Origin of the sequence: Pseudomonas sp. AA-38 (genome assembly GCF_029457475.1) — a bacterium.
In the GTDB taxonomy this organism is placed as follows: domain Bacteria; phylum Pseudomonadota; class Gammaproteobacteria; order Pseudomonadales; family Pseudomonadaceae; genus Aquipseudomonas.
On record NZ_CP120359.1, the window covers coordinates 3,400,271 to 3,419,171 of the forward strand.

General features: G+C 54.6%; 14 protein-coding genes and 2 pseudogenes. 8 read left to right on the forward strand and 8 right to left on the reverse strand.

Translation table 11 applies throughout. The annotated features are described in order from the left end of the window. Positions 1 to 34 precede the first annotated feature (34 nt). The 6 genes from PVE35_RS15615 to PVE35_RS15640 all read left to right on the forward strand — a co-directional run bounded on the left by PVE35_RS15615 (position 35) and on the right by PVE35_RS15640 (position 3,624). Positions 35 to 502: a MarR family transcriptional regulator gene (locus PVE35_RS15615; RefSeq protein ID WP_268182654.1), complete on the forward strand. Its 468-nt coding sequence runs from the start codon at positions 35 to 37 to the stop codon at positions 500 to 502. Positions 503 to 628: 126 nt separating this feature from the next. Beyond that, positions 629 to 913, forward strand: a complete 285-nt coding sequence (locus PVE35_RS15620; RefSeq protein ID WP_277372342.1) for a DUF3079 domain-containing protein — start codon at positions 629 to 631, stop codon at positions 911 to 913. 92 nt (positions 914 to 1,005) lie between these two features. Beyond that, complete coding sequence (gene yghU / locus PVE35_RS15625) at positions 1,006 to 1,851, forward strand: glutathione-dependent disulfide-bond oxidoreductase (protein WP_277372343.1); 846 nt, start codon at positions 1,006 to 1,008, stop codon at positions 1,849 to 1,851. Positions 1,852 to 2,346: 495 nt separating this feature from the next. Continuing rightward, a complete protein-coding gene (locus PVE35_RS15630) occupies positions 2,347 to 2,700 on the forward strand; it encodes a DUF1428 domain-containing protein (protein WP_277372344.1) in 354 nt (117 codons plus the stop codon). Positions 2,701 to 2,849: 149 nt separating this feature from the next. Further along, a complete protein-coding gene (locus tag PVE35_RS15635) occupies positions 2,850 to 3,191 on the forward strand; it encodes a hypothetical protein (protein ID WP_277372345.1) in 342 nt (113 codons plus the stop codon). 139 nt (positions 3,192 to 3,330) lie between these two features. Beyond that, entirely contained in the window at positions 3,331 to 3,624 is a 294-nt protein-coding gene (locus PVE35_RS15640) for a hypothetical protein (protein ID WP_277372346.1), read from the forward strand. Positions 3,625 to 4,067: 443 nt separating this feature from the next. Here the strand turns inward: PVE35_RS15640 and PVE35_RS15645 are convergent, their stop codons facing one another. From PVE35_RS15645 to PVE35_RS15665, 5 genes and pseudogenes are all read right to left on the reverse strand, one after another. After that, positions 4,068 to 5,261, reverse strand: coding sequence for an IS4 family transposase (locus tag PVE35_RS15645; protein ID WP_277372347.1), 1,194 nt, complete (start codon positions 5,259 to 5,261; stop codon positions 4,068 to 4,070). A gap of 173 nt (positions 5,262 to 5,434) precedes the next feature. Further along, entirely contained in the window at positions 5,435 to 5,686 is a 252-nt protein-coding gene (locus tag PVE35_RS15650) for a hypothetical protein (RefSeq protein ID WP_277372348.1), read from the reverse strand. Between the two features lie 263 nt (positions 5,687 to 5,949). Next, positions 5,950 to 6,069 (reverse strand): annotated as a pseudogene (locus tag PVE35_RS15655) (IS5/IS1182 family transposase); the annotation flags it as partial. A 120-nt stretch (positions 6,070 to 6,189) separates the two neighbouring features. Further along, the gene (locus tag PVE35_RS15660; protein WP_277372349.1) at positions 6,190 to 6,594 is read right to left on the reverse strand and encodes a hypothetical protein; all 405 of its coding nucleotides are present in this window, start codon (positions 6,592 to 6,594) and stop codon (positions 6,190 to 6,192) included. Beyond that, positions 6,588 to 13,067, reverse strand: a complete 6,480-nt coding sequence (locus tag PVE35_RS15665) for an RHS repeat-associated core domain-containing protein (RefSeq protein WP_277372350.1) — start codon at positions 13,065 to 13,067, stop codon at positions 6,588 to 6,590. The genes PVE35_RS15660 and PVE35_RS15665 overlap by 7 nt, the downstream gene beginning before the upstream one ends. Before the next feature lie 268 nt (positions 13,068 to 13,335). Here PVE35_RS15665 and PVE35_RS15670 point away from each other — a divergent pair. Next, positions 13,336 to 14,321, forward strand: a pseudogene (locus tag PVE35_RS15670) (IS5 family transposase). 147 nt (positions 14,322 to 14,468) lie between these two features. Here the strand turns inward: PVE35_RS15670 and PVE35_RS15675 are convergent. Together PVE35_RS15675 and PVE35_RS15680 are read right to left on the reverse strand one after the other, a co-directional pair. Continuing rightward, entirely contained in the window at positions 14,469 to 15,995 is a 1,527-nt protein-coding gene (locus PVE35_RS15675) for an AMP-binding protein (protein ID WP_277372351.1), read from the reverse strand. Positions 15,996 to 16,029: 34 nt separating this feature from the next. Continuing rightward, positions 16,030 to 16,812 (reverse strand): crotonase/enoyl-CoA hydratase family protein, encoded by a 783-nt coding sequence (locus tag PVE35_RS15680; protein ID WP_277372352.1) that lies wholly within the window; start codon positions 16,810 to 16,812, stop codon positions 16,030 to 16,032. A 98-nt stretch (positions 16,813 to 16,910) separates the two neighbouring features. On the opposite strand from PVE35_RS15680, the gene PVE35_RS15685 reads away from it, so the two are divergent. Further along, positions 16,911 to 17,699, forward strand: coding sequence for a hypothetical protein (locus tag PVE35_RS15685; RefSeq protein ID WP_277372353.1), 789 nt, complete (start codon positions 16,911 to 16,913; stop codon positions 17,697 to 17,699). Between the two features lie 38 nt (positions 17,700 to 17,737). Here PVE35_RS15685 and PVE35_RS15690 read toward each other — a convergent pair whose 3' ends face one another. Beyond that, positions 17,738 to 18,889: an acyl-CoA dehydrogenase family protein gene (locus PVE35_RS15690; RefSeq protein ID WP_277372354.1), complete on the reverse strand. Its 1,152-nt coding sequence runs from the start codon at positions 18,887 to 18,889 to the stop codon at positions 17,738 to 17,740. Between the last annotated feature and the right edge of the window lie 12 nt (positions 18,890 to 18,901).

Below are 18,901 nucleotides of genomic sequence, written 5' to 3' on the forward strand. Positions count from 1 at the left end.
TTGCTTAACTGGAAAATTCATCAACGCAGGCACTATGGCCAGAACACCCGACCTGAGCGAAAAGATCCCCGACCCCGCCATTCTCGACCAGGCGCTCGAACGCTACCTCGGCTACGTGCTGCGCCGCGCGCAGATGAAAGTCTTCCAGCACCTCTCCACCCGCCTGGAAGCCTTCGACCTGCGCCCCGCGCAGTTCACCGCCCTGATGATCATCGAACAGCACCCGGGCCTGATGCAGGCCGAACTCGCCCGTGCCCTGGCCATCGAGCCCCCACAGGCCGTGGTGCTGGTCAACAAACTGGAGAAGCTCGGCCTGGCCATGCGCCTGCGCTGCAAGCCGGACAAACGCTCCTACGGCATCTTCCTCAGCAAGGCCGGGGAAACCCAGTTGAAGGAGCTCAAACAGATCGCCGCGCAAAGCGACCAGGACTCCACCAGCGCTCTGGATGGTGAAGAACGCGAACAACTGCTGCACCTGCTGCGCAAGCTTTACCGGGGCTGATGCCTCGACAGCAGAGTCGATAGCGCCACCTCGATGTTCGTCAGGCAGACCCACCTTGACCTCGATCAAGATGGGTCGAACCCTACGCCCTTAGCCTGACGACACGACCTGCCGCAAGGTGGCGCCATGAGCAAGAAATTTCCCCTCCTCCCAAAGCACCCCGAGCGCGTCTGCTGGGGCTGCGACCGCTACTGCCCGGCCACTGACCTGGCCTGCGGCAACGGCGCGGATCGCACCATGCACCCGGTGGAAATGCTCGGTGACGACTGGTACCTGGACGGCGACTGGGGCTTCGCTACGCCGGAAAATCCCAACGACGTGCAAACGGGCGAAACATCCCCCTCCCCCTGCCACCCACCACGACACCTGACGAACGCAATCATCGGCAGGCACTATCATCCAAGCCGATAATCCAAATGCACGCTATGCATTCAAATTTCGGGCGCAATCCAGATAGCCTTGGCTGCAACTGCACCCGTCACACTTCGACAAGCGAGGCATCGATGACCCAATCCACCTACGTACCGCCGAAGGTCTGGCAACACCTGGCAGCATCCGGTGGCCAGTTCTCCAAGATCAACCGCCCGGTTGCAGGGGCGACTCACGAGAAGGAACTGCCGGTCGGCCAGCACCCGCTGCAGCTCTACTCCCTGGCCACCCCCAACGGCGTGAAGGTGACCATCCTGCTGGAAGAACTGCTTGCCCAGGGCCACGCCGGCGCCGAATACGACGCCTGGCTCATTCGCATCGGCGAGGGCGACCAGTTCTCCAGCGGTTTCGTCGGCGTCAACCCGAACTCGAAAATCCCCGCCCTGCTCGACCGCAGCACCACGCCGCCCATCCGCGTGTTCGAGTCCGGCTCGATCCTGCTCTACCTGGCAGAAAAATTCGGCGCCTTCCTGCCCAAGGATCCGGCAGGCCGTACCGAAACCCTCAATTGGCTGTTCTGGCAGATGGGCTCGGCGCCCTACCTGGGCGGCGGCTTCGGCCACTTCTACGTCTACGCCCCGGAAAAGTTCGAATACGCCATCAACCGCTTCACCATGGAAACCAAGCGCCAACTGGACGTCCTCAACCAACGCCTCGCCGACAACCGCTACCTGGCCGGCGACACCTACACCATCGCCGATATCGCCGTATGGCCCTGGTATGGCGAACTGGTGCGCAACAACGTCTACTCGGCCGCCGAATTCCTCTCCGTTCACGAATATCCGCACGTACTGCGCTGGGCCGAAGAAATCGCCAAACGCGAAGCCGTACAACGCGGCCGCCGCGTCAACCGCACCTGGGGCGACGAATCGGAACAAGTACCCGAACGACACCAGGCCTCCGACCTGGACAAGGTCTGAAGCGAGAAGGCTCCTGGCGAAAGCCGGGACTTTCCGGGAAAGCAGAAAAACCAAGCCCCGACCTGCAATGCAGTTCGGGGCTTTTCTGTATGGCGGGAAGATGGGGATCTTGAACCCGCTTTGACGGGTGCCCGTTGTTGCCCAAAGCCAGAAAAATCGGGGCTTTCGCGTTATGCCGTATGCTCACTGCGCCCCTTTGTCGCTCGTTGATCTCGGCACGGCCTCTCGCCTGCCTTGCACGCTGCCAGTAGCTTTGTGTATACCGATCCGGTAGTCATGAAAGCGTGGAATGTGGAGGTCAAGCGAATACGCCTTTGTCTATGTTGCGTTTTCTAAGCCATTGAAAGACGGCATTTTTTTGACTTTGAGACTGCCTTTTCCCGGAGTTATACCACCTTCCTCACGAATGGATTAGCACGGAAGACTATCTAATCACTGTTATGTGCTCTTGCGTCGCTGGGCTATGGTTATAACTCCACTGAGAGGAGTTTATTTATGTCATACGTCGATGGTTTTGTAGCCGCTGTCCCAACAGCGAATAAAGAGCAGTACATTACACACATCAAAATAGCAGCCGAAATGTTCAAAGATTTTGGCGCGTTAAATGTTGTGGAAACGTGGGGAAGTGAAGTACCAGATGGTGAAGTAACTTCATTTCCAATGGCTGTTAAAGCTCAAGACAATGAAACAGTAGTGTTCTCATGGGTTGTTTGGCCCTCAAAAGAAATCCGAGATTCTGCTTGGCAGCGAATAATGGATGACCCTCGAATTAATCCTGAAAACAACCCAATGCCATTTGATGGTAAGCGCATTATTTATGGCGGTTTTGACGTTATTTTGGATAAGTAATAAGTGCGCACATCACAAGGCGCTTAAGGCGGACTGCAAACCTGTGGCGATCTTGATTAAAACTGGCTAGTGTGTTGACGGTAGTTATTTTGAGTTTAGTGGTGGCTTGCAGCCACTTAGCTTATCGTTAAGTGTCACAGGAACCTGGCATGTTTAATCTGTTTATGAAAAAGAAGATCATCCTAAGAGAGGAGCGGAATGCTGAAGGCTATAGATTCCTCGGTGCTGAAATTAAAGAGAATGGGAATCTAGTTTTTGAGGGGCAAGACTTGGGTGGCGGTGTTGAAGGTGCCTTTGGTTGTTCGGAATATGAGTGGTATTGGACAATAAAAAAACAAGATATTCCAAGATTTAAAGAGGCAATTGGAGGTAACGGAAATATCCTCAACCTCCTTGGAGAAAAATTCAGTAATGACAAGGCGGCCAACCTATATGAGTTCATGCAAAACCATAATATACCGTTTGAGTCATGGAGCCGCATCGGCGACTAAAATACTTAACAAACCAATCAATAGAAAACCAAACCTTCACTTCGTTTCGCGCATGGGCTGCGCCCATTTTTCGCGCTACACTGCGTTCTCGGTTCGGCTCCTGTTATTGGGGCGTTATAGCTGAGAGAGAGTAGGTACCATGGATCTGGCAATTACATTTACCTCGCCGGGCAACGGAGGCAGGGAGCATCCGCCAGACTTGAGGAATGGACTGTATCGACCTCATATTGTTGTTGATGGTCGCCCCAGGGATGAGTACCTGGGTGTGCTGTTCATGGGGTGCAGTGTTGCGCCAGAGTTTGGCGTGGAGGTTCTCGTTACAGTCCGCTTGCCTTATGAGCAAGTCGATTATTCTCCGCTTAAAGTAGGAGCGAGCTTTGTTATTAAAGAAGGTGGAAGGGAAGTTGGTAGCGGCCGCGTCGTAAAGCTATAACAATCGGCTTCACCTACGAAAAGGCGACAGCTTTTCAAGCTGGAAGAAGTTTGAAAAAGACAATAGATAATCGCCCCATTTCTTTCACACTCAGAACTTAACGTGCCTCCTTTTTTTCGACCGACACCGTACCCGTAATGCAAAAGTCACGGTAAGGAATAGCAAACACAAGAATATTGCCGCGCCTTGATAAAAATTTTGCATGAAAGAGTCCGCCATCACCACTGAAAACACAATAGCGGCAAGCCAGTCAAACCAATATAAATTCTTCAAACCAAGAAACATATTATTTTTCGGAGAAAACAGCCAGCTCATACTAAAAGCCCAAAATACCGCCACACTCAAAACTTCAGAGCCCATTATTTTCAGTGCCGAGAGCATACAATAACAGAGAAACGATAAAAATAGCGAAACAGGACAAACCCTGAGGAATCCCCACAAATCTACTCCAGCGCCCGAGCTTGCCGGTGCACCTCGTCACGCAGCAATAGCTCCATCTTTGTGAGTGCCGAGTAGGATAAATCGCTGGCCGAGCGCCTGAGGTATTCAAGACCGATACGCCAGAGCGACAGTACGGTTTTATGCCTGACGCTGTTGCTCTGAAAGCGGCGCGACTTGCCTGTCATGTGAGCCTGGAGGCCAGCCAAGTACAGCACGTAACACGCCAGTGCTGCGATCAGCAGTAGGATCTCGATACGCCGTGGGCAGCGCGTCCGGTGTAGGTCGAAAGCAAAGCCGAAACGTAGGCTTTTCACATCCCGAAAACCTTCCTCAATCTGCATCCGTTTTCGGTAGATACCCACGACTTGACGTGCCGTCCAGTTGGCTTGTGGCAGGTTGCTGGCGAGCAGCCAGGGCTCCTGTTCACGACGCGCATTCTGCCGGCTGAGCTTGCTGCGTGCGATGCTGCCCGTCACGCGTCGATGTTTTCTGCCCTTGGGCGGTTGGTGAATGCCGTACAACGCAACTTTGTGCGGTGCACTGCGCGTCATCTCGACTTGGCCGAGTGACCGCGCACGAGATGTCGTCTGCTGGTAGAGCTGCTTGATCGGCTGCCATTGACCTTGCTCGTCGCGATAAAGATCACGATTGCGGACGCGTCCCACGTAATACCACCCCTTGGCTTCGACAGCCTGGAACCAGGGGCGGCGAAATCCGGCATCCGTTACCAAGATCGGCACGCATTGGTTGGGAAGCATGGCTTCCAGTGCATCGAGCAGTTGTCTCTGACGCTGAGGGCAGCCTTCACGGTCATGCACGCTCTCGTACACAGGAAACGCTCGACCAGCCAGCGGGATTGAAGCTCGCAGCAAGTAAAGGTCAGAGGCCGCATTGATCGGCGACCAATCCACCAGGATCAATGGATGACGCAGGGAGCCAATCAGCGCAGTCAGCATTTTCCAGTAGAACAGCGTGCGTTCGTATTGCAGGTGAGCGTTGCCAAGCAGGCGATCCACGCGCTTGATCGAATGCTTGGTGTAAGCCTCGCTGGGCATGGCCCTGCCAAGGTCGGTCAGGGTCAGGCGATGCCCATGCAGCAAGGCACTGACGCTGCTCATCAAGGCGTTCAGCCGCTTGCTGTGGATCGTGGGGAGTGCTTGGGAAAATGCCTTGTGTAAGAATCGTACTGCCTGCATGAGTCTCGGGGGTTGGTTTGTTTGGCGACTACCAAACTGCCCGACTCATGCAGGCTTCTTCAAGCTATCCCATTGATAAAAATGGGATTTTTGTGGGGATTCCTCAGGGACAAACCACCAAAAAGAATCTTATAAGTTTCTTCTTCATTTCACCTGCTTGCCCGCAGTTACATTTATTTAAAATCAAATATTTCTTTCAATGCAAAGTAGAGCACATACAACAACAAGAATAAGCAACTAACAAATGCCACTGTAAAAGAGATTGCAAATAAAATCGTCCCTCCACTTCTAACCCAGTCTATCTCTAGCCAAATCCCCAGCCAGATGATTGGAAAGAAAACCACCCCACTTACAATTGAAACAACTGAAATCTTGATTGCTCGATAATAAACGGTATTGAACTTCAATTTATCAATTATGCTCATGCCCACCCACCTACCATGTTGGGATTGTTATCACTGTCAACATAATACACGTGGCATAAAAAACATCACTTGATCCCTGGGCAGGGGTCTACCTCATTTTCAAGGAGGGCCTCAAGGTGTGCGATCATGATGGTCGCGGCATAGACGCAGACTGAATTGGCCAAGGTTCCTCTGACCCACCAGCGCCCTCAACAGCAACGGTGAACGATAGTGGACAGGACTACCCACAAAATCGTGGTCTGTCCCTGAAGCCCCCTCGGCTAGATCAGCGCCACCAGGCCCTTCCAAGGAACCACCTGATCCATCTCGATCAGGAATAATTCCCGGCGGGTCTGCTTGCGCTTGCCAGCGTACTCGGCGTCCGCGAAGCTCATGTGCTTTATCGGGCTATCATCCAGGGGCTGCCAGGCCGACTATTTCACCAGATTCTGGAAGTTAAATTCAGAGTTTCCCTAATGGGTGTCGCCTTTTCACAGTTACCTTTTCACTTTTGTGCATATGAATCAGCGCTTGTCTGGATTAGCTGGACACTTATCATCAGATGCCTTAATGAAACTGATTCCAGCAGCATCGAATTGCCAGATCAAAATTCCATTCTTTTTCTTCGCTTGCGCCACTAATGACTCCATCTGCTCCTTATCGAAGTGGAGAGCGACATCACCTTTGTGCTTGACAAGAATTTCATCAACACTAGTGTCTTTCCTTTCCATCCCTAACAGACCGACTTCAGAGGCATCTATAAAAACCCGTCGACATGGTGGCCAGACCTCAGAATACTCTGACCCATCTTCATACATAACGGTCACTTCTACGTCGAATGGAAAACCATTCTGCAAAAGTGGCCCCGAATATCGGTCACACCCGGAAAGAATCGCAAGAAAAAATAGCAATAATAATACTCTTACCATGGCGACCAACCTCCCGCACCCTTCGCGTAGTTTTGAGCAGCACTCTCAAATGGATTTCCAGTCGGCCCAGAAAAGCCGCCGCTAATTAAGTAGGCGGGTAAGAACATCAGTCCAAGCGCCTGATATTGAAGAGTGTGCGCTTTTTCATGTAACCCTACCTGAACACTGCGGTCTCCATAAGCATTATAGTCGACTGGAGCGATACCTCTTCCATAAGAAATTGTATTGCCAATCGTAATCGCAGTTCTGGAAAGCGTGAGCGGATTATCATGAAACTGTATGGCATTGTTTCCCACGCTCCATGTCGGTCGATTATCTATCAAATCAATAGCGTAACCCAGATTTCCTAATACATAGCCAATCCCTCCATACGCAAGTCCAGTAATCGTGTTAGGCAATGTCCATATTTTACCGATCACACCTCCCACCCCGCGCCAGAATCCTCCATTGATGCTCTCTTGTGCATACCCCGTCGGATCCACCCCACTGAACGGCGAGTTAAATCCATACGAATACCGATTGAACGCCTGCCCATTGGCCGTGTCCTGATAGACGATATCGGCACTCAGGAAACGACCCAACCCTGGATCGTAGATCCGGCCATTCATATGAATAAGCGCACTGGCCGGCAGATGCTCGTGGCCGGTAAAGCCGCGCTTCGAGGTTTGCATCAGAGCTGGGGTATTTGACCAGTCCCCTCCCCGCACGCCACCGAAGGGGGCATAGGCCATGCGCTCGATGAGGGTGCCGCTTGCATTGACGACGGTGTCGATCGAACCCAGTTGATCCCTTAGCTGGTAGATGAAACGGCCTTTGCCATCAGCAAGATTCCGCTGATATTGCAGGTAGTCGCCGACATAGCGGTTTTGCACAAGAGAACCGCCTTGTAGCACCTCCTCGAACTGCCCTTCGTCGAGATAGAAGGTGGTGCTGGTGCCATTCTGCTGGAAGAAGCGCTTGCGCTGCGGGTCGTATTGGAACTCGCTGACATCACCTCCCGCGATGATTTTCAAGGGTTTGTCGTACAGGCTATAGGTGATCTGACGGCCAGGGCCGCTGATCTGATTGCCCCTTGCGTCATAGCAATAACTACCAGCCGAGCTGCGTAACACAGCGTGAGGCCCAGGCTTACTGACCCCGACATTCGCACAGGTAGTTTGCCCAGCACTGTCGTACTGACCGTACTGCAAGGAGCTATTGCGCGGGTTCTGCAGCAGATTACCAAGGCCGTCGTAGGCATAGACGTCCTTGAGTGTCTGCCCTCCAAGGGTTCGGGTGCTGCTCAACAAGCGTTGCAGCGGGTCGTAGGTGAATACCTCTTTGTAACCTCGGGCATCCTCACGAGCGAGCAGTACACCGTTCTGCCCGTAGGTGTAGGTCAGGTTCTGCAGTGAGCCGGAAGCGCCCGTACTTTGCAGGCCTGTTAGCCAACCAGCACCGGGCTTATAGGTGTATTTACTCACTACACCATTGCCATAAGTGACCTGAGTGACCTGGCCCAGTTCGTTCTGGCTGTTGATGGTACGTAAGGACTGCCCGCTGACCAGATCGCTTTCACCACTGGCATAGCCATGACCGTTATAGCGGTACTGCAAACGCAGACCCGAGGCATCCAGTAGCTGCACGGGGCGATTGAAGCTGTCGTAGCTATAGGTATCGGTGTAGCTGCGGCTCAGGCCATTGGCTTTGATATCGGTTTGGCGCTGGGACAAACGGGCCAGACTGTCGTATCCATAGACCTGCATAAAGCTCTGATTGGCTTTACCCATCCCGCTCAGGGAGCCAATGGCATTCGGGTCACCGTCGTATGTCCAAATGGATTCATCGACCGTCACCCCTTGTGGATTGATATCCAAGCGGCGAACCATACGCCCCAAGCGGTCGTAGCGCTGGCGGATCTTGCTGCCATCGCTGGCGGTCACCTCGCCGATCTGGCCAAACCCATCGACGCTCATGGTCTGCAGGCCACTGTTCGGATCCTGAAGCGAGATGCGGTTACCGGCCACGTCATAGGTCATGAGCACGTCGGTCGCTTGCGCTCCGTTGACGCGGGTTGCAGCCAGGTTGCCATCAGGGTCGTAGAGGTAACGAACATTGGTGGCGACTGAGCTGCCCACAGCATTGACACTGACTGCCAACTGCCCCAGGGCATTGCTTTCCCGTCGCTCAGTACGACTCTGGGTGCCACCTGCCTCATAGGTCAGGGTGTACTGCCGCCAGGTACCGCCTTCCGTTCGCGAACCGTAACTGAATGACAGCGCTGCACCGCCACTGAGCTGCCGGGTCAAAGGTCGGTCACGGTTATCCCAGGTCGACAGCAGATAGTTCGGCGTAGTGCCACTGTAGGGCTCACTCTGTTTGATCAAACGCCCCAGGCCGTCGAATTGGCTGTCGGTATTGATCCAGCCGCCGTCGTATCCCTGGTGACGCTCGCGCACTGCACGAGCGAGCTGATCCAGATAGATCCATTGCTCTGGGGCACCTTGTAAACCGGAGCCGGAAACGGTGCGTTTTCTTATGGCAGCAACCGCCCCGGCAGGGCAGGACACAGCCCCGCCACATAGGCTGTAGGTCGTTAGCTCGGTGGCGCCACCTGGTCGGCTAACCTGGGTTTCACGCCCAAAGGCGTCGTAGCTGTAGGTGGTTATGAGCCCATTGGCGTCCGTTACCGTCAATGGGTTGCCGGTAACACGGTCGTAAGTGGTGGATTGCGTATGCCCAAGGGCATTCTGTTGCGAGGTCGGCCAAGGCCCCTGGAATGCACTCTGTTTGGAGGTTCGTGCTTCCTGCCCAGCAGTCGTCTCAGTGGTGCTTAGGATACGGCCGGCGGAATCACGCCCATAACTGACCGAAAGCTGCACGGCCCCAGCCCCGGCATAGCGTACTTCGCTGGCAACAGCGAGCGTCCCGGGTACGGCGGTATAGGTGTGAGTACGCGAACGACTTTGTCCGCCACTGCTGCTTTGTGTGGTTTCACTCGTCACGAAGCCCAGCAGCCATTGGCTTTCATCGTTGCTGAACTTACGCGTCTTGGAAACGGTATGCAGAGGCGTGCTTAGCCCTGCAACGGTCGCCGCCGTACGTGTAATGGTGCTTTGAGCATTGCCGTAAACGTCGAGCGTTTGCGTAGACTGGCTGGCGGCCACCACCGCCCCACCCTCAAATTGCTCCTGCGTGCTGACTGCAACGTAGGGGTAATAGGTTTTTCCCGTAATTGGTTCGAGCTTTTCCCACTGCTGTGTAGTGCGTGAAATTAGCTGGCTGCCCTGCTGGGTTTCATCCTTGCTAACGGCACCAATGAACGGGAAGTCCTGACGCAGGGTGCGAGTTCTTGTTTGGCTACGAGCCAGATCTTTCGCTTCGATCGAAGCAAAGCCAAGAAAACCACGCCCCAATCGGTTCAGGCGTGCACCGCGATATTTGTATTCATGGATGGTCTGGCCACCCACACCATTGGCCATCAGCAGTTTGCTGACCACAGGTTTGGGCGAACGCACAGCCATATTGGGGAATGCAACATTGGTGGCCGGCGTATGAATGGCGGTGTCGTTCAGTTTTCCATAGTTGATTTCAACAGTGTTGCCAGCCCCGTTATCCACTTTGCTGAGTAGTTCGGGATACTGCCGAACCTGCGCAAAATGTTGCCACTGCTGACCGGCCAGCCTGGTCGTACCATATGAAACCTCGACCACCGGTGTTCCCAAAAGCACTTCATCCACGCCCTTGCCGGTGTAGTCAGCGGGAAACATCTCGAATGGGTCGATCTTGACGCCTTCATAGTTGTAGGCACAGGTGATGGCTGTACCTACGTAAAACAGGAATTCCAAAGCGTCGGCCGTCGCCGTGTTACCCCGCCGACGATGATCGGCAATCAAGGCTCGGGACTCATTGACCTGTTTCTGACAAGAGGGGGTGAGCTTGGAAACATCGGAATAGAACGCTCGGCTTACTGGAATGCCGGTCGCGACCTTTTCAAAGGTCGCACCGGTAAAACGCAGCAAATAAAACAGGGCGTCCTGGCCGGGGTAAATGATCTCCTGAGCGCCATCACCATCGTGATCCAGTGCTTTGGCCGGATAGTCTGCCGCAGCACTGCGAATTCTATAGAACGGTAGCACTTCGGCAGACGAGTACGGCGTGTCTACCCGCTGGAACATCGAGCCGGAAGGCGAAGCACCGGTATTCAACAATACCGACAAGGTGGTATTCGCCCCTTGTACCACGTAGTCGAGCAGCCCATCGCCGTTAACATCGGCGCTGACCGCACGATCCGCGTTGACGCCCATCGAAACCAGCGAGCTGTCACTGAGTGCGACACCATTCTTCAATACCGCACCATGCAGCACCCCGGCTTTCTGGGTGATCAGTTGCACCCCGCCGGACGGGTCAAGCCCCAAGGGCACCAACCAGGGGTATCGTGCCAGAGTGAACCCCGGCAACCAGTTCACCTTGGTAAAGGTCGGCGTTTGCGTATTACCGCTATTTAAAAATACGCTCCATTGGCCGTTCACCGGCAACAACAAATCATCTTTACCATCATTATTGGCGTCGAGGGTGCTGCCTGAAATCATTGAAATCGTGAACAATCCCGGCGCATAACTGGTGATAACACCATTACCATCGGTTTGCCAGGCATCGCCAATGGGAACCTCGCCATTTTTGGTCAGCGCGAACCAGCGCAGTGTCTTAACTGCATTATTATTCGACGAGGCGATTATCTTGAAGTAATAGAGTTCTTCGGTACCGTCGCCATCGAAATCGAAACGGCCTAGCGAAACAGGAAATTGATTGCCCTCAAATAGCACTTGCTCGGTCAGAGTGGAGCCATTCGATTTGATCAGAGCGATACGCGCGACCTTCTTGGCCATAGAAAAATAGGTACGTGCAAATTCTTTTGCGCCATCACCATCCCAGTCCACCGGCACAAAACTCGGCCCCATGGTGCGAGTCACGTAGAAATCCTGGGCGATTTTTAGGCTGGGCATCCATTGCAGTGCTTGCGCCAGGTAACTGAAAGCAACCGATTGCTGGCAGGCTTTACCCTCACTCCCCCAGCGGCAGGCTTGTATGCTGGAAAGAACGCTATAGAGCGGGTTATCCAGTGCCGAGTTGTAGTTCAGTTGATAACGCATCGCCTGCGTGCCTGCCGCGCGCACTTCCAGCGCTGAGATGACCTTACCTGTTTCACTGTAACCGCCGCCGCGATACTGGCGAAGGTTGTAAGGCTGGCCCTGATAAACGAAATTCACGACGATATCGGAATAACTGATTTGCGTCGGGATGACGGAGCTAGCGCCTGACTCATAGCGGTATTGCACAGCATTGCCAAAACCATCGGTTCTGGACTTTATCGCCCAGATATGTTCGGTGACCTTGCCCTTGCTGCTGATCGTCGCGTCACCGCCGCCATACTGCAAGGTTTCGCCAGCTTTGGTTTTTACCTCGAAGGTCAGAGCATTGGCCGAGCCCTTCAACGTTATCCGATTGAAACCATCCAGCTCGGTTCGATAAACGCTACCCGCTTGCAGATATTGCCCAGATACCAACTTCAGGTGCATGCCATCCAGACAGAGTTTGTCTGTCGCTGCCAGAGCCACAGGGACATTGGCACCGTCCTGAACGATGGTAGAAGCACAACGCTGAATGCTGGACAGGCCTGCCAGTTCCCAGCCGCGGCCCAGCACACCATTTCTTCCGAGACCGACGTAAGTCACCGATAGTGCGGGCTGCATGCCATTGATGCCAGCCGGTACAGCGATGGGAAAGCTGTACTGAGCGTCGCCACCCAGCCCTACGCCGACCTCGGGTAACGCCAGGTTGAGAGCTTTATGATTTTCAGGGGCTTCACCAATGTTCGCGCTGGCTGAGGACTTGGCGGCCAGAAGCGTAGAACTGCTAGCGGTATTGCTATCAACTAGCAGAGTACTGGTTCCATGCAACGGATGAGTAATGCGTATGGACAATTTACCGCTGCGGCTCATGCCGAGAAATTCGATCTTCGCTCCGGAGCTGGCAGCAATATCCGCACCCATGGACTGTCCGGTGCCTTGATAGATAATGCTTTGTTTGGATTCGATGGCACTGACTACCAGCAACTCGCCGCTGGACTCATTGGGCTGCATGATCAGATCGAGTAATTGATCACCATCGACATCGACTGTCTCGAATTTATAAGGCGCGGGCTGCCATTCAGTATTGGCGAGCCGAACATCGTCGAATTTATAAATGGCGATATAACCGGTACCCTCACGCAAGAGCATGCGGCTTCTGAATGGCGCCTTCTCGATAGTGGGACTGGGTACTCCGGGTACGCTGATATCCACTGCCTTGAGATAGATATCGACCTGCCCGTCGGCGTTGTAGTCGCCGATATAGGCCTGCAGGTTTTCGACACGCCATTCACTCGCATTGACTGGCGCGCACAAGACTGTCAGGGACGAAATAATGAAAGCCGCAATCGAGCGAAACGACATGACACTTGCCTTCCATAGCAGAGAGGGGATTCTTTGGTGAGATGATTCGATAGCTAGATAGTCTGCCAAAAACTCGCCGTCAATCTCACAATCAATGGAAAATCCGCTTTTGCAGCATGACCAATCTTTGGTTGGTAAGAAAGGATCGCCACCCGCTCAACACATGTCGCCTGACCTTCGCTCGACGACTGTACAATCCCTAGGGAAAGTCTGAAGAAGACCTCCCGTTTCTGGTGAAATAGGCCAATCCCGTTGCCCGAGTTTCTCAATGAAGCAGATGACCTTCGCTGACGCCGAATACGCCGGTAAACGTAAGCAGACCCGCAAGGAGCTGTTCCTGATCGAGATGGATCAGGTTGTGCCCTGGAATGGAAGGGGTTGGTGGCATTGATCGAGCCGCATTATCCCAAAGGTGAAGGCGGTCGGCCGGCCTACCCGTTGATGGCCATGCTGCGGGTACACCTGATGCAAAACTGGTTCGGCTACAGCGATCCTGCAATGGAAGAGGCCCTGTATGAAACGACCATCCTGCGCCAATTCGCAGGCTTGAGCCTGGAGCGTATCCCGGACGAAACGACCATCCTCAATTTCCGTCGACTGCTGGAGAAGCATGACCTGGCTGCCGGCATTCTCGGTGTCATCAATGGCTACCTGGGCGACCGTGGCCTGTCCTTGCGTCAAGGCACCATCGTCGATGCCACGCTGATTCATGCACCCAGTTCGACCAAGAACAAGGAAGGCAAGCGCGACCCCGAAATGCACCAGACCAAGAAAGGCAACCAGTACTACTTCGGTGCCAAGGCGCATATCGGGGTCGATGTGGAGTCGGGGTTGGTGCACCACGTCCATGTCACAGCCGCCAATGTTGCGGACGTCACCCAGGTGGACAAGCTGCTGCATGGCGAAGAGAACATGGTGGCGGCTGACGCTGGTTATACGGGCGTCGAGAAGCGCGAGGAGCATAAGGGGCGCCAGGTAATCTGGCAGATCGCGGCTCGGCGCAGCACGTACGAAAAGCACGGCAAGAAAAGCGCACTGTACAAGGCATACCGCAGCCTCGAGAAAGCCAAAGCGCAGACCCGCTCGAAGGTTGAGCACCCGTTCCGGGTGATCAAGCGCCAGTTTGGTTACACCAAGGTGCGGTTTCGTGGCTTGGCGAAGAACACCGTCCAGATGGTGACGTTATTCGCTCTGTCGAACCTGTGGATGGCACGCCGATATTTGTTGGTGGGTGCAGGAGAGGTGCGTCTGTAATGTGGAAAATGACCTCCGCAGGCTGCGTGCGGAGGTCAGAGACGGAGAAACAAGCGGGTAATCTGAGCATTTTCTGATCAGATGGACTCTTTCAAAATCGATAGCGCCCGAAGTCGGCCAGAAATGGTGGCCTATTTCAGACCTTCCCTAGGAAGCTGCTAGCTCCTCTCGGAGCATACGCCGATTGATCTTGCCAATTAGCGTCTTCGGTAGCGCTGAGACGAAGATGACCTTCTGAGGCTTCTTGTAGGAGGCCACTTGGGCGGCGACAAAGTTGATCAGCTCAGACTCCGTGCTCACTTGACCCGGTTTGAGCACGACAACAGCCGTTACGACTTCAACCCACTTGGGATCCTTTAGCCCTACCACAGCACATTCCGCCACTGCAGGGTGAGCGAGAAGGACGTCCTCCACCTCTCGCGGATACACGTTGTAGCCACCGGAGATGATCATGTCCGAGGTGCGGTCTTTAAGATGCAGAAAGCCTCGCTCATCGAAGATGCCCACGTCTCGAGTACGCAGCCAACCTTCACCGAAGAACATCTCCTGGTTAAGAGCGGGCGCATTGAAGTAACCGGCCATCATCGAGGGGCCACGCACGGCAATTTCCCCCTCTTTGCCGTCAGGAACATCATTCCCGGCCTCATCGACCAAACGAATTTCAACATCTATCGAGGGTCGACCACATGCACCAAGCAGCTCGGGTACATGATCCTCAGGTCGCAAGGCAGCAATCGCCAGGGGAAATTCGGTCTGTCCGAAGTATTGCCAGAACCGATGCTGCCCAAGCAGCGAAATGGCCTTCTCTATGACTGGTCGAGGCATCGGAGAGGCGCCGTAGATGATGTGACGCAGCGACGATAGATCCGCGCCCTGGAAAGACGGGTGATCCAAGAGCATTTGCAGCATGGTCGGCACCATGTTCACCGACGTGATTTTTTCCTTCTGGATGAGCTGCAAGTAAGCCTGCGGGTCGAAGCCAGGCATGATCACAGTACGAGCGCCACGCAGCCAGAACGGCAGGACAAATACTCCGCTCGCATGAATCAGGGAGGCCGCATGTAGCATTGAGTCATCAGGGGCAATGTCGATGAAATTCTGAAAGATATTCTGGCAAACTGCCGCATAGGATGCCTGGGTGTGCTGAGCGGCTTTTAGAGTTCCCGTGGTACCGGAAGTAAAAAGGGTCACTGCATAGTCCGTTGGCTGAACGCCAACTTTCGGGCATTTCTTGCTATGCCGACTTGCCTCATCAAGAAGGTCAACGCCGCCCTCCATGGAAACACCCAAGCCATGAGTGACGAGTCCGGGAATCTGCTCTTGCAGAGCGGTGGCGCGCTCAATCAGATCAGGAGCGAATACCAGGGTCTGGCAGTGTGTGTCCATCAGCATTCGGACATGCTCGGAAAGTGACAGCCGGGAGTTGATCGGAACCCTGTTGATACCGCCCTTCACGCACGCAAAATCCATCGGCACGCTGTAAAGCCCATTGTTCATGAGCAGTGCGACAGTGGAACCTCTGTTGGCTCCCAGCGAGGCCAATGCATGTGCAAGCTGGCTGCTCAGCTCGTCCACCTCAGTGAAGGTCAACGTGGCATCACCAAACACAATCGCCGTTCTGTCTCGATGGTGCTGTGCACCGCGATTGATCAAATCAAGGTAACTTGTTGTCATTGTTGTTCCCTCCGATTCAGTTCGATGAGGCATTTCAGTTCTTGAAGCTGCCGTGGCGCCCTGCTCCTTCAGAGAAGCGACCTGCGCCTTGAATGGCTTCTTTGAAAACGATTGGGTAGCCGCCTGCCCCCTCTTCGCGAAGCGCGTCGGTCAGCGGAATATCCCATTGGCGATGTGCAGACTGGCGATCCGCAACCAGGCACTGCTGGGGGAACGCGGCGATCTCTTTTGCCAGGGCCTCGGCCGCCTCACGCGCTTGGCCGTCCGCGACGACTCGATTGGCTAGACCAATCGCCAGCGCTTCCTGGGCGTCCACCGGGCGCCCCGTAAGAATGAGATCCATGGCTCGTCCGTGCCCAATGAGACGAGGTAAACGAACAGTGCCACCGTCGATTAGTGGGACACCCCAACGGCGACAGAAGACGCCGAAGATTGCCGATTCCTCTATGACTCGCATGTCACACCAGGCAGCGAGCTCTAGCCCCCCAGCAACTGCATAACCTGATACAGCCGCGATCACCGGCTTGCTCAGATGCATACGCGTTGGCCCCATTGGCCCTGGGCCTGCACCGACCTCATCAACCTCATTGCGAGTATCAGGAGAGCTCATGGCTTTCAGATCGGCACCGGCACAAAAATTCCCCCCCGCGCCGTAAAGCACCGCTACCCGCAAATTGGCATCAGACTCGAAATGCTCAAAGGCCTCTCGCAGCGCATCCGCCGTTTTTCGATCCACAGCATTCCGCCGCTCTGGGCGGTTGAGGATAATGGTGCACACGTTCTCATGAGTTTCGGTGATCACGAGCTGATCGCTCATACAGGTCTCCAGGCAAGGCATGTTTCATAAGGACAAACAGTACGCAAATTCTTGTAATATTACATTGAAATACAAATAGCGTATGAGAGAGCAATATTTTGAGTGATAGCATTACGGCTAATGAGCTCGTCCTCGATCTTTTGTCCTCACACGAAGCGCATGAGCTTCCTGTAGCGGCGCTGTGCCGAGCTGGCAGCTTTGTGGGGATCGGAGAGCAGACTCTGCGCGTGGCTCTCACGCGTTTGGTTCAACAAGGCAAAGTCACCGCCCCATCCAGAGGTTGCTATGCCTGGAACCCAGCAGGGCACAGCCTGTTTCAGGATGTCCGCAACTGGCTCCACAAGGAGCGGCAAATGGCCCCATGGAGAGGTGATTGGGTAGGCGTGCTTGATTCGGACTTATCGCGTACCGACCGCGCTGCGCTGAAGCGCCATGCCAAAGCACTGGAGCTACGTGGTTTCAAGTCACTGCCTAATGGCCTGAGCGTGCGCCCCGACAATATCCAGGGCGGCGTCCAGCAGGTTAGGCAAGAGCTGATGTTGCTGGGCCTTGCGCCGACCGCCACCGTCCTAGGAGTGACTGGCCTTGCGCAAGGAGATGAGCGAGCTGTATGGGCGCTCTGGGATACCCAGGCACTGGATCAATCCTACGACGATTGCCTGAAGCGCCTTGAAGCCAGTGAACGGCAACTGCTCTCGATGAGCTTGGAGCAGGCTGCCGCGCATACGCTGATTGAAGGGCGTCGAGTGATCCGCATGATCATCCTGGATCCATTGCTGCCAGATGAGATGTTCAACAGCGCAAAGCGGCAGCAGCTCATTGAGCGAATGACTGCCTACCAGGTGAATGCCCGTGAGATCTGGATGAAGGCCCTGGCACTGGACTAAAGGGCACCTCTAAAGCGAGGGAAGGGCTCAGCCTCTGCTTACAGCGATTTGGCGATCACTTCCTTCATCACTTCGTTGGCCCCGCCATAGATTTTCTGCGCACGAGAATCGGCATAGAACCTGGCTATCGGCTGTTCATGCATGAAGCCGTAGCCACCGAAGAACTGCAAACACTCATCCAGCACTTTGCATTGCTGCTCGGTGCACCACCATTTGGCCATACAAGCCGCTTCTACGCTGAGTTTGCCGTCGACCAGTTGCTGGGTGCAGTCGTTCATGTAACTGCGCATGACCTGAGCTAAGGTCTTGCATTCCGCCAGTTTCATCCGAGTGTTCTGGAAGTCGAAAATGCTTTGGCCAAAAGCTTTGCGCTCCTTGGTGTATTGAACCGTGAGCTCTACCGCACGCTCCACCACCGCAACGGCTCCCGCAGCAATTTGCATCCGTTCAAATGGCAGCTCCTGCATCAGTTGATAGAAACCACGGCCCTCCACACCGCCTAGGAGATTACCCGCCGGAACCCGGACTTCATCGAAGAACAGCTCCGCCGTATCGGAGGCCTTTAGTCCGATCTTGTTGAGCAACCGGCCCACCTTGAAACCTGCCAGCGCCTTCGTTTCGACAACGATCAACGAGATGCCTTTGGCTCCCTGGGTCAGATCGGTCTTGCAGACCACGATGATCAACCCGGCGTTGTAACCGCCAGATATGAAAATCTTGGAGCCATTGATCACGTACTCCTCACCCTCTCGTGTTGCTCGCGTCCGAACGCCTTGCAGATCGCTTCCTGCTCCAGGCTCGGACATGGCGATAGCGGCCAGCAGCTCTCCGCTGGCCAAACGAGGGAGCCAGCGCTGCTTCTGCTCATCTGTGCCGTAGTTCAAGATGTAGTGTGCGGCAATGGAGTGCACCGTCACGATGCCGAGCCCCGCCTCAACGCGCGCCAGCTCTTCCTGCACCACCAACTGGTAGGCCAGCGAGCCGCCAGAGCCGCCATACTCTTCCGGCAGCTCAGGGAGTAGCAGCCCGAGGTCGGCGAGTTGTTTCCATACCTGTGGGTCGCTGTGGCCTACCTCTCTCCAGGACTCTACCCGAGGCGCCACCTCTTTCTCTGCGAAGCGGCGAGCCTGCTCACGAGTCGCCGATAGCTCCTCAGTCATCCAGGGATGATGGCTATGTCCATTCTGCATCTTTGAATCCTC

Excerpts from the sequence above, each read along its gene's own strand:
- PVE35_RS15615 (WP_268182654.1), top strand. The coding sequence starts at position 35 with ATGGCCAGAACACCCGACCTGAGCGAAAAGATCCCCGACCCCGCCATT.
- PVE35_RS15620 (WP_277372342.1), top strand. The coding sequence starts at position 629 with ATGAGCAAGAAATTTCCCCTCCTCCCAAAGCACCCCGAGCGCGTCTGC.
- yghU (WP_277372343.1), top strand. The coding sequence starts at position 1,006 with ATGACCCAATCCACCTACGTACCGCCGAAGGTCTGGCAACACCTGGCA.
- PVE35_RS15630 (WP_277372344.1), top strand. The coding sequence starts at position 2,347 with ATGTCATACGTCGATGGTTTTGTAGCCGCTGTCCCAACAGCGAATAAA.
- PVE35_RS15635 (WP_277372345.1), top strand. The coding sequence starts at position 2,850 with ATGTTTAATCTGTTTATGAAAAAGAAGATCATCCTAAGAGAGGAGCGG.
- PVE35_RS15640 (WP_277372346.1), top strand. The coding sequence starts at position 3,331 with ATGGATCTGGCAATTACATTTACCTCGCCGGGCAACGGAGGCAGGGAG.
- PVE35_RS15645 (WP_277372347.1), bottom strand. The coding sequence starts at position 5,261 with ATGCAGGCAGTACGATTCTTACACAAGGCATTTTCCCAAGCACTCCCC.
- PVE35_RS15650 (WP_277372348.1), bottom strand. The coding sequence starts at position 5,686 with ATGAGCATAATTGATAAATTGAAGTTCAATACCGTTTATTATCGAGCA.
- PVE35_RS15660 (WP_277372349.1), bottom strand. The coding sequence starts at position 6,594 with ATGGTAAGAGTATTATTATTGCTATTTTTTCTTGCGATTCTTTCCGGG.
- PVE35_RS15665 (WP_277372350.1), bottom strand. The coding sequence starts at position 13,067 with ATGTCGTTTCGCTCGATTGCGGCTTTCATTATTTCGTCCCTGACAGTC.
- PVE35_RS15675 (WP_277372351.1), bottom strand. The coding sequence starts at position 15,995 with ATGACAACAAGTTACCTTGATTTGATCAATCGCGGTGCACAGCACCAT.
- PVE35_RS15680 (WP_277372352.1), bottom strand. The coding sequence starts at position 16,812 with ATGAGCGATCAGCTCGTGATCACCGAAACTCATGAGAACGTGTGCACC.
- PVE35_RS15690 (WP_277372354.1), bottom strand. The coding sequence starts at position 18,889 with ATGCAGAATGGACATAGCCATCATCCCTGGATGACTGAGGAGCTATCG.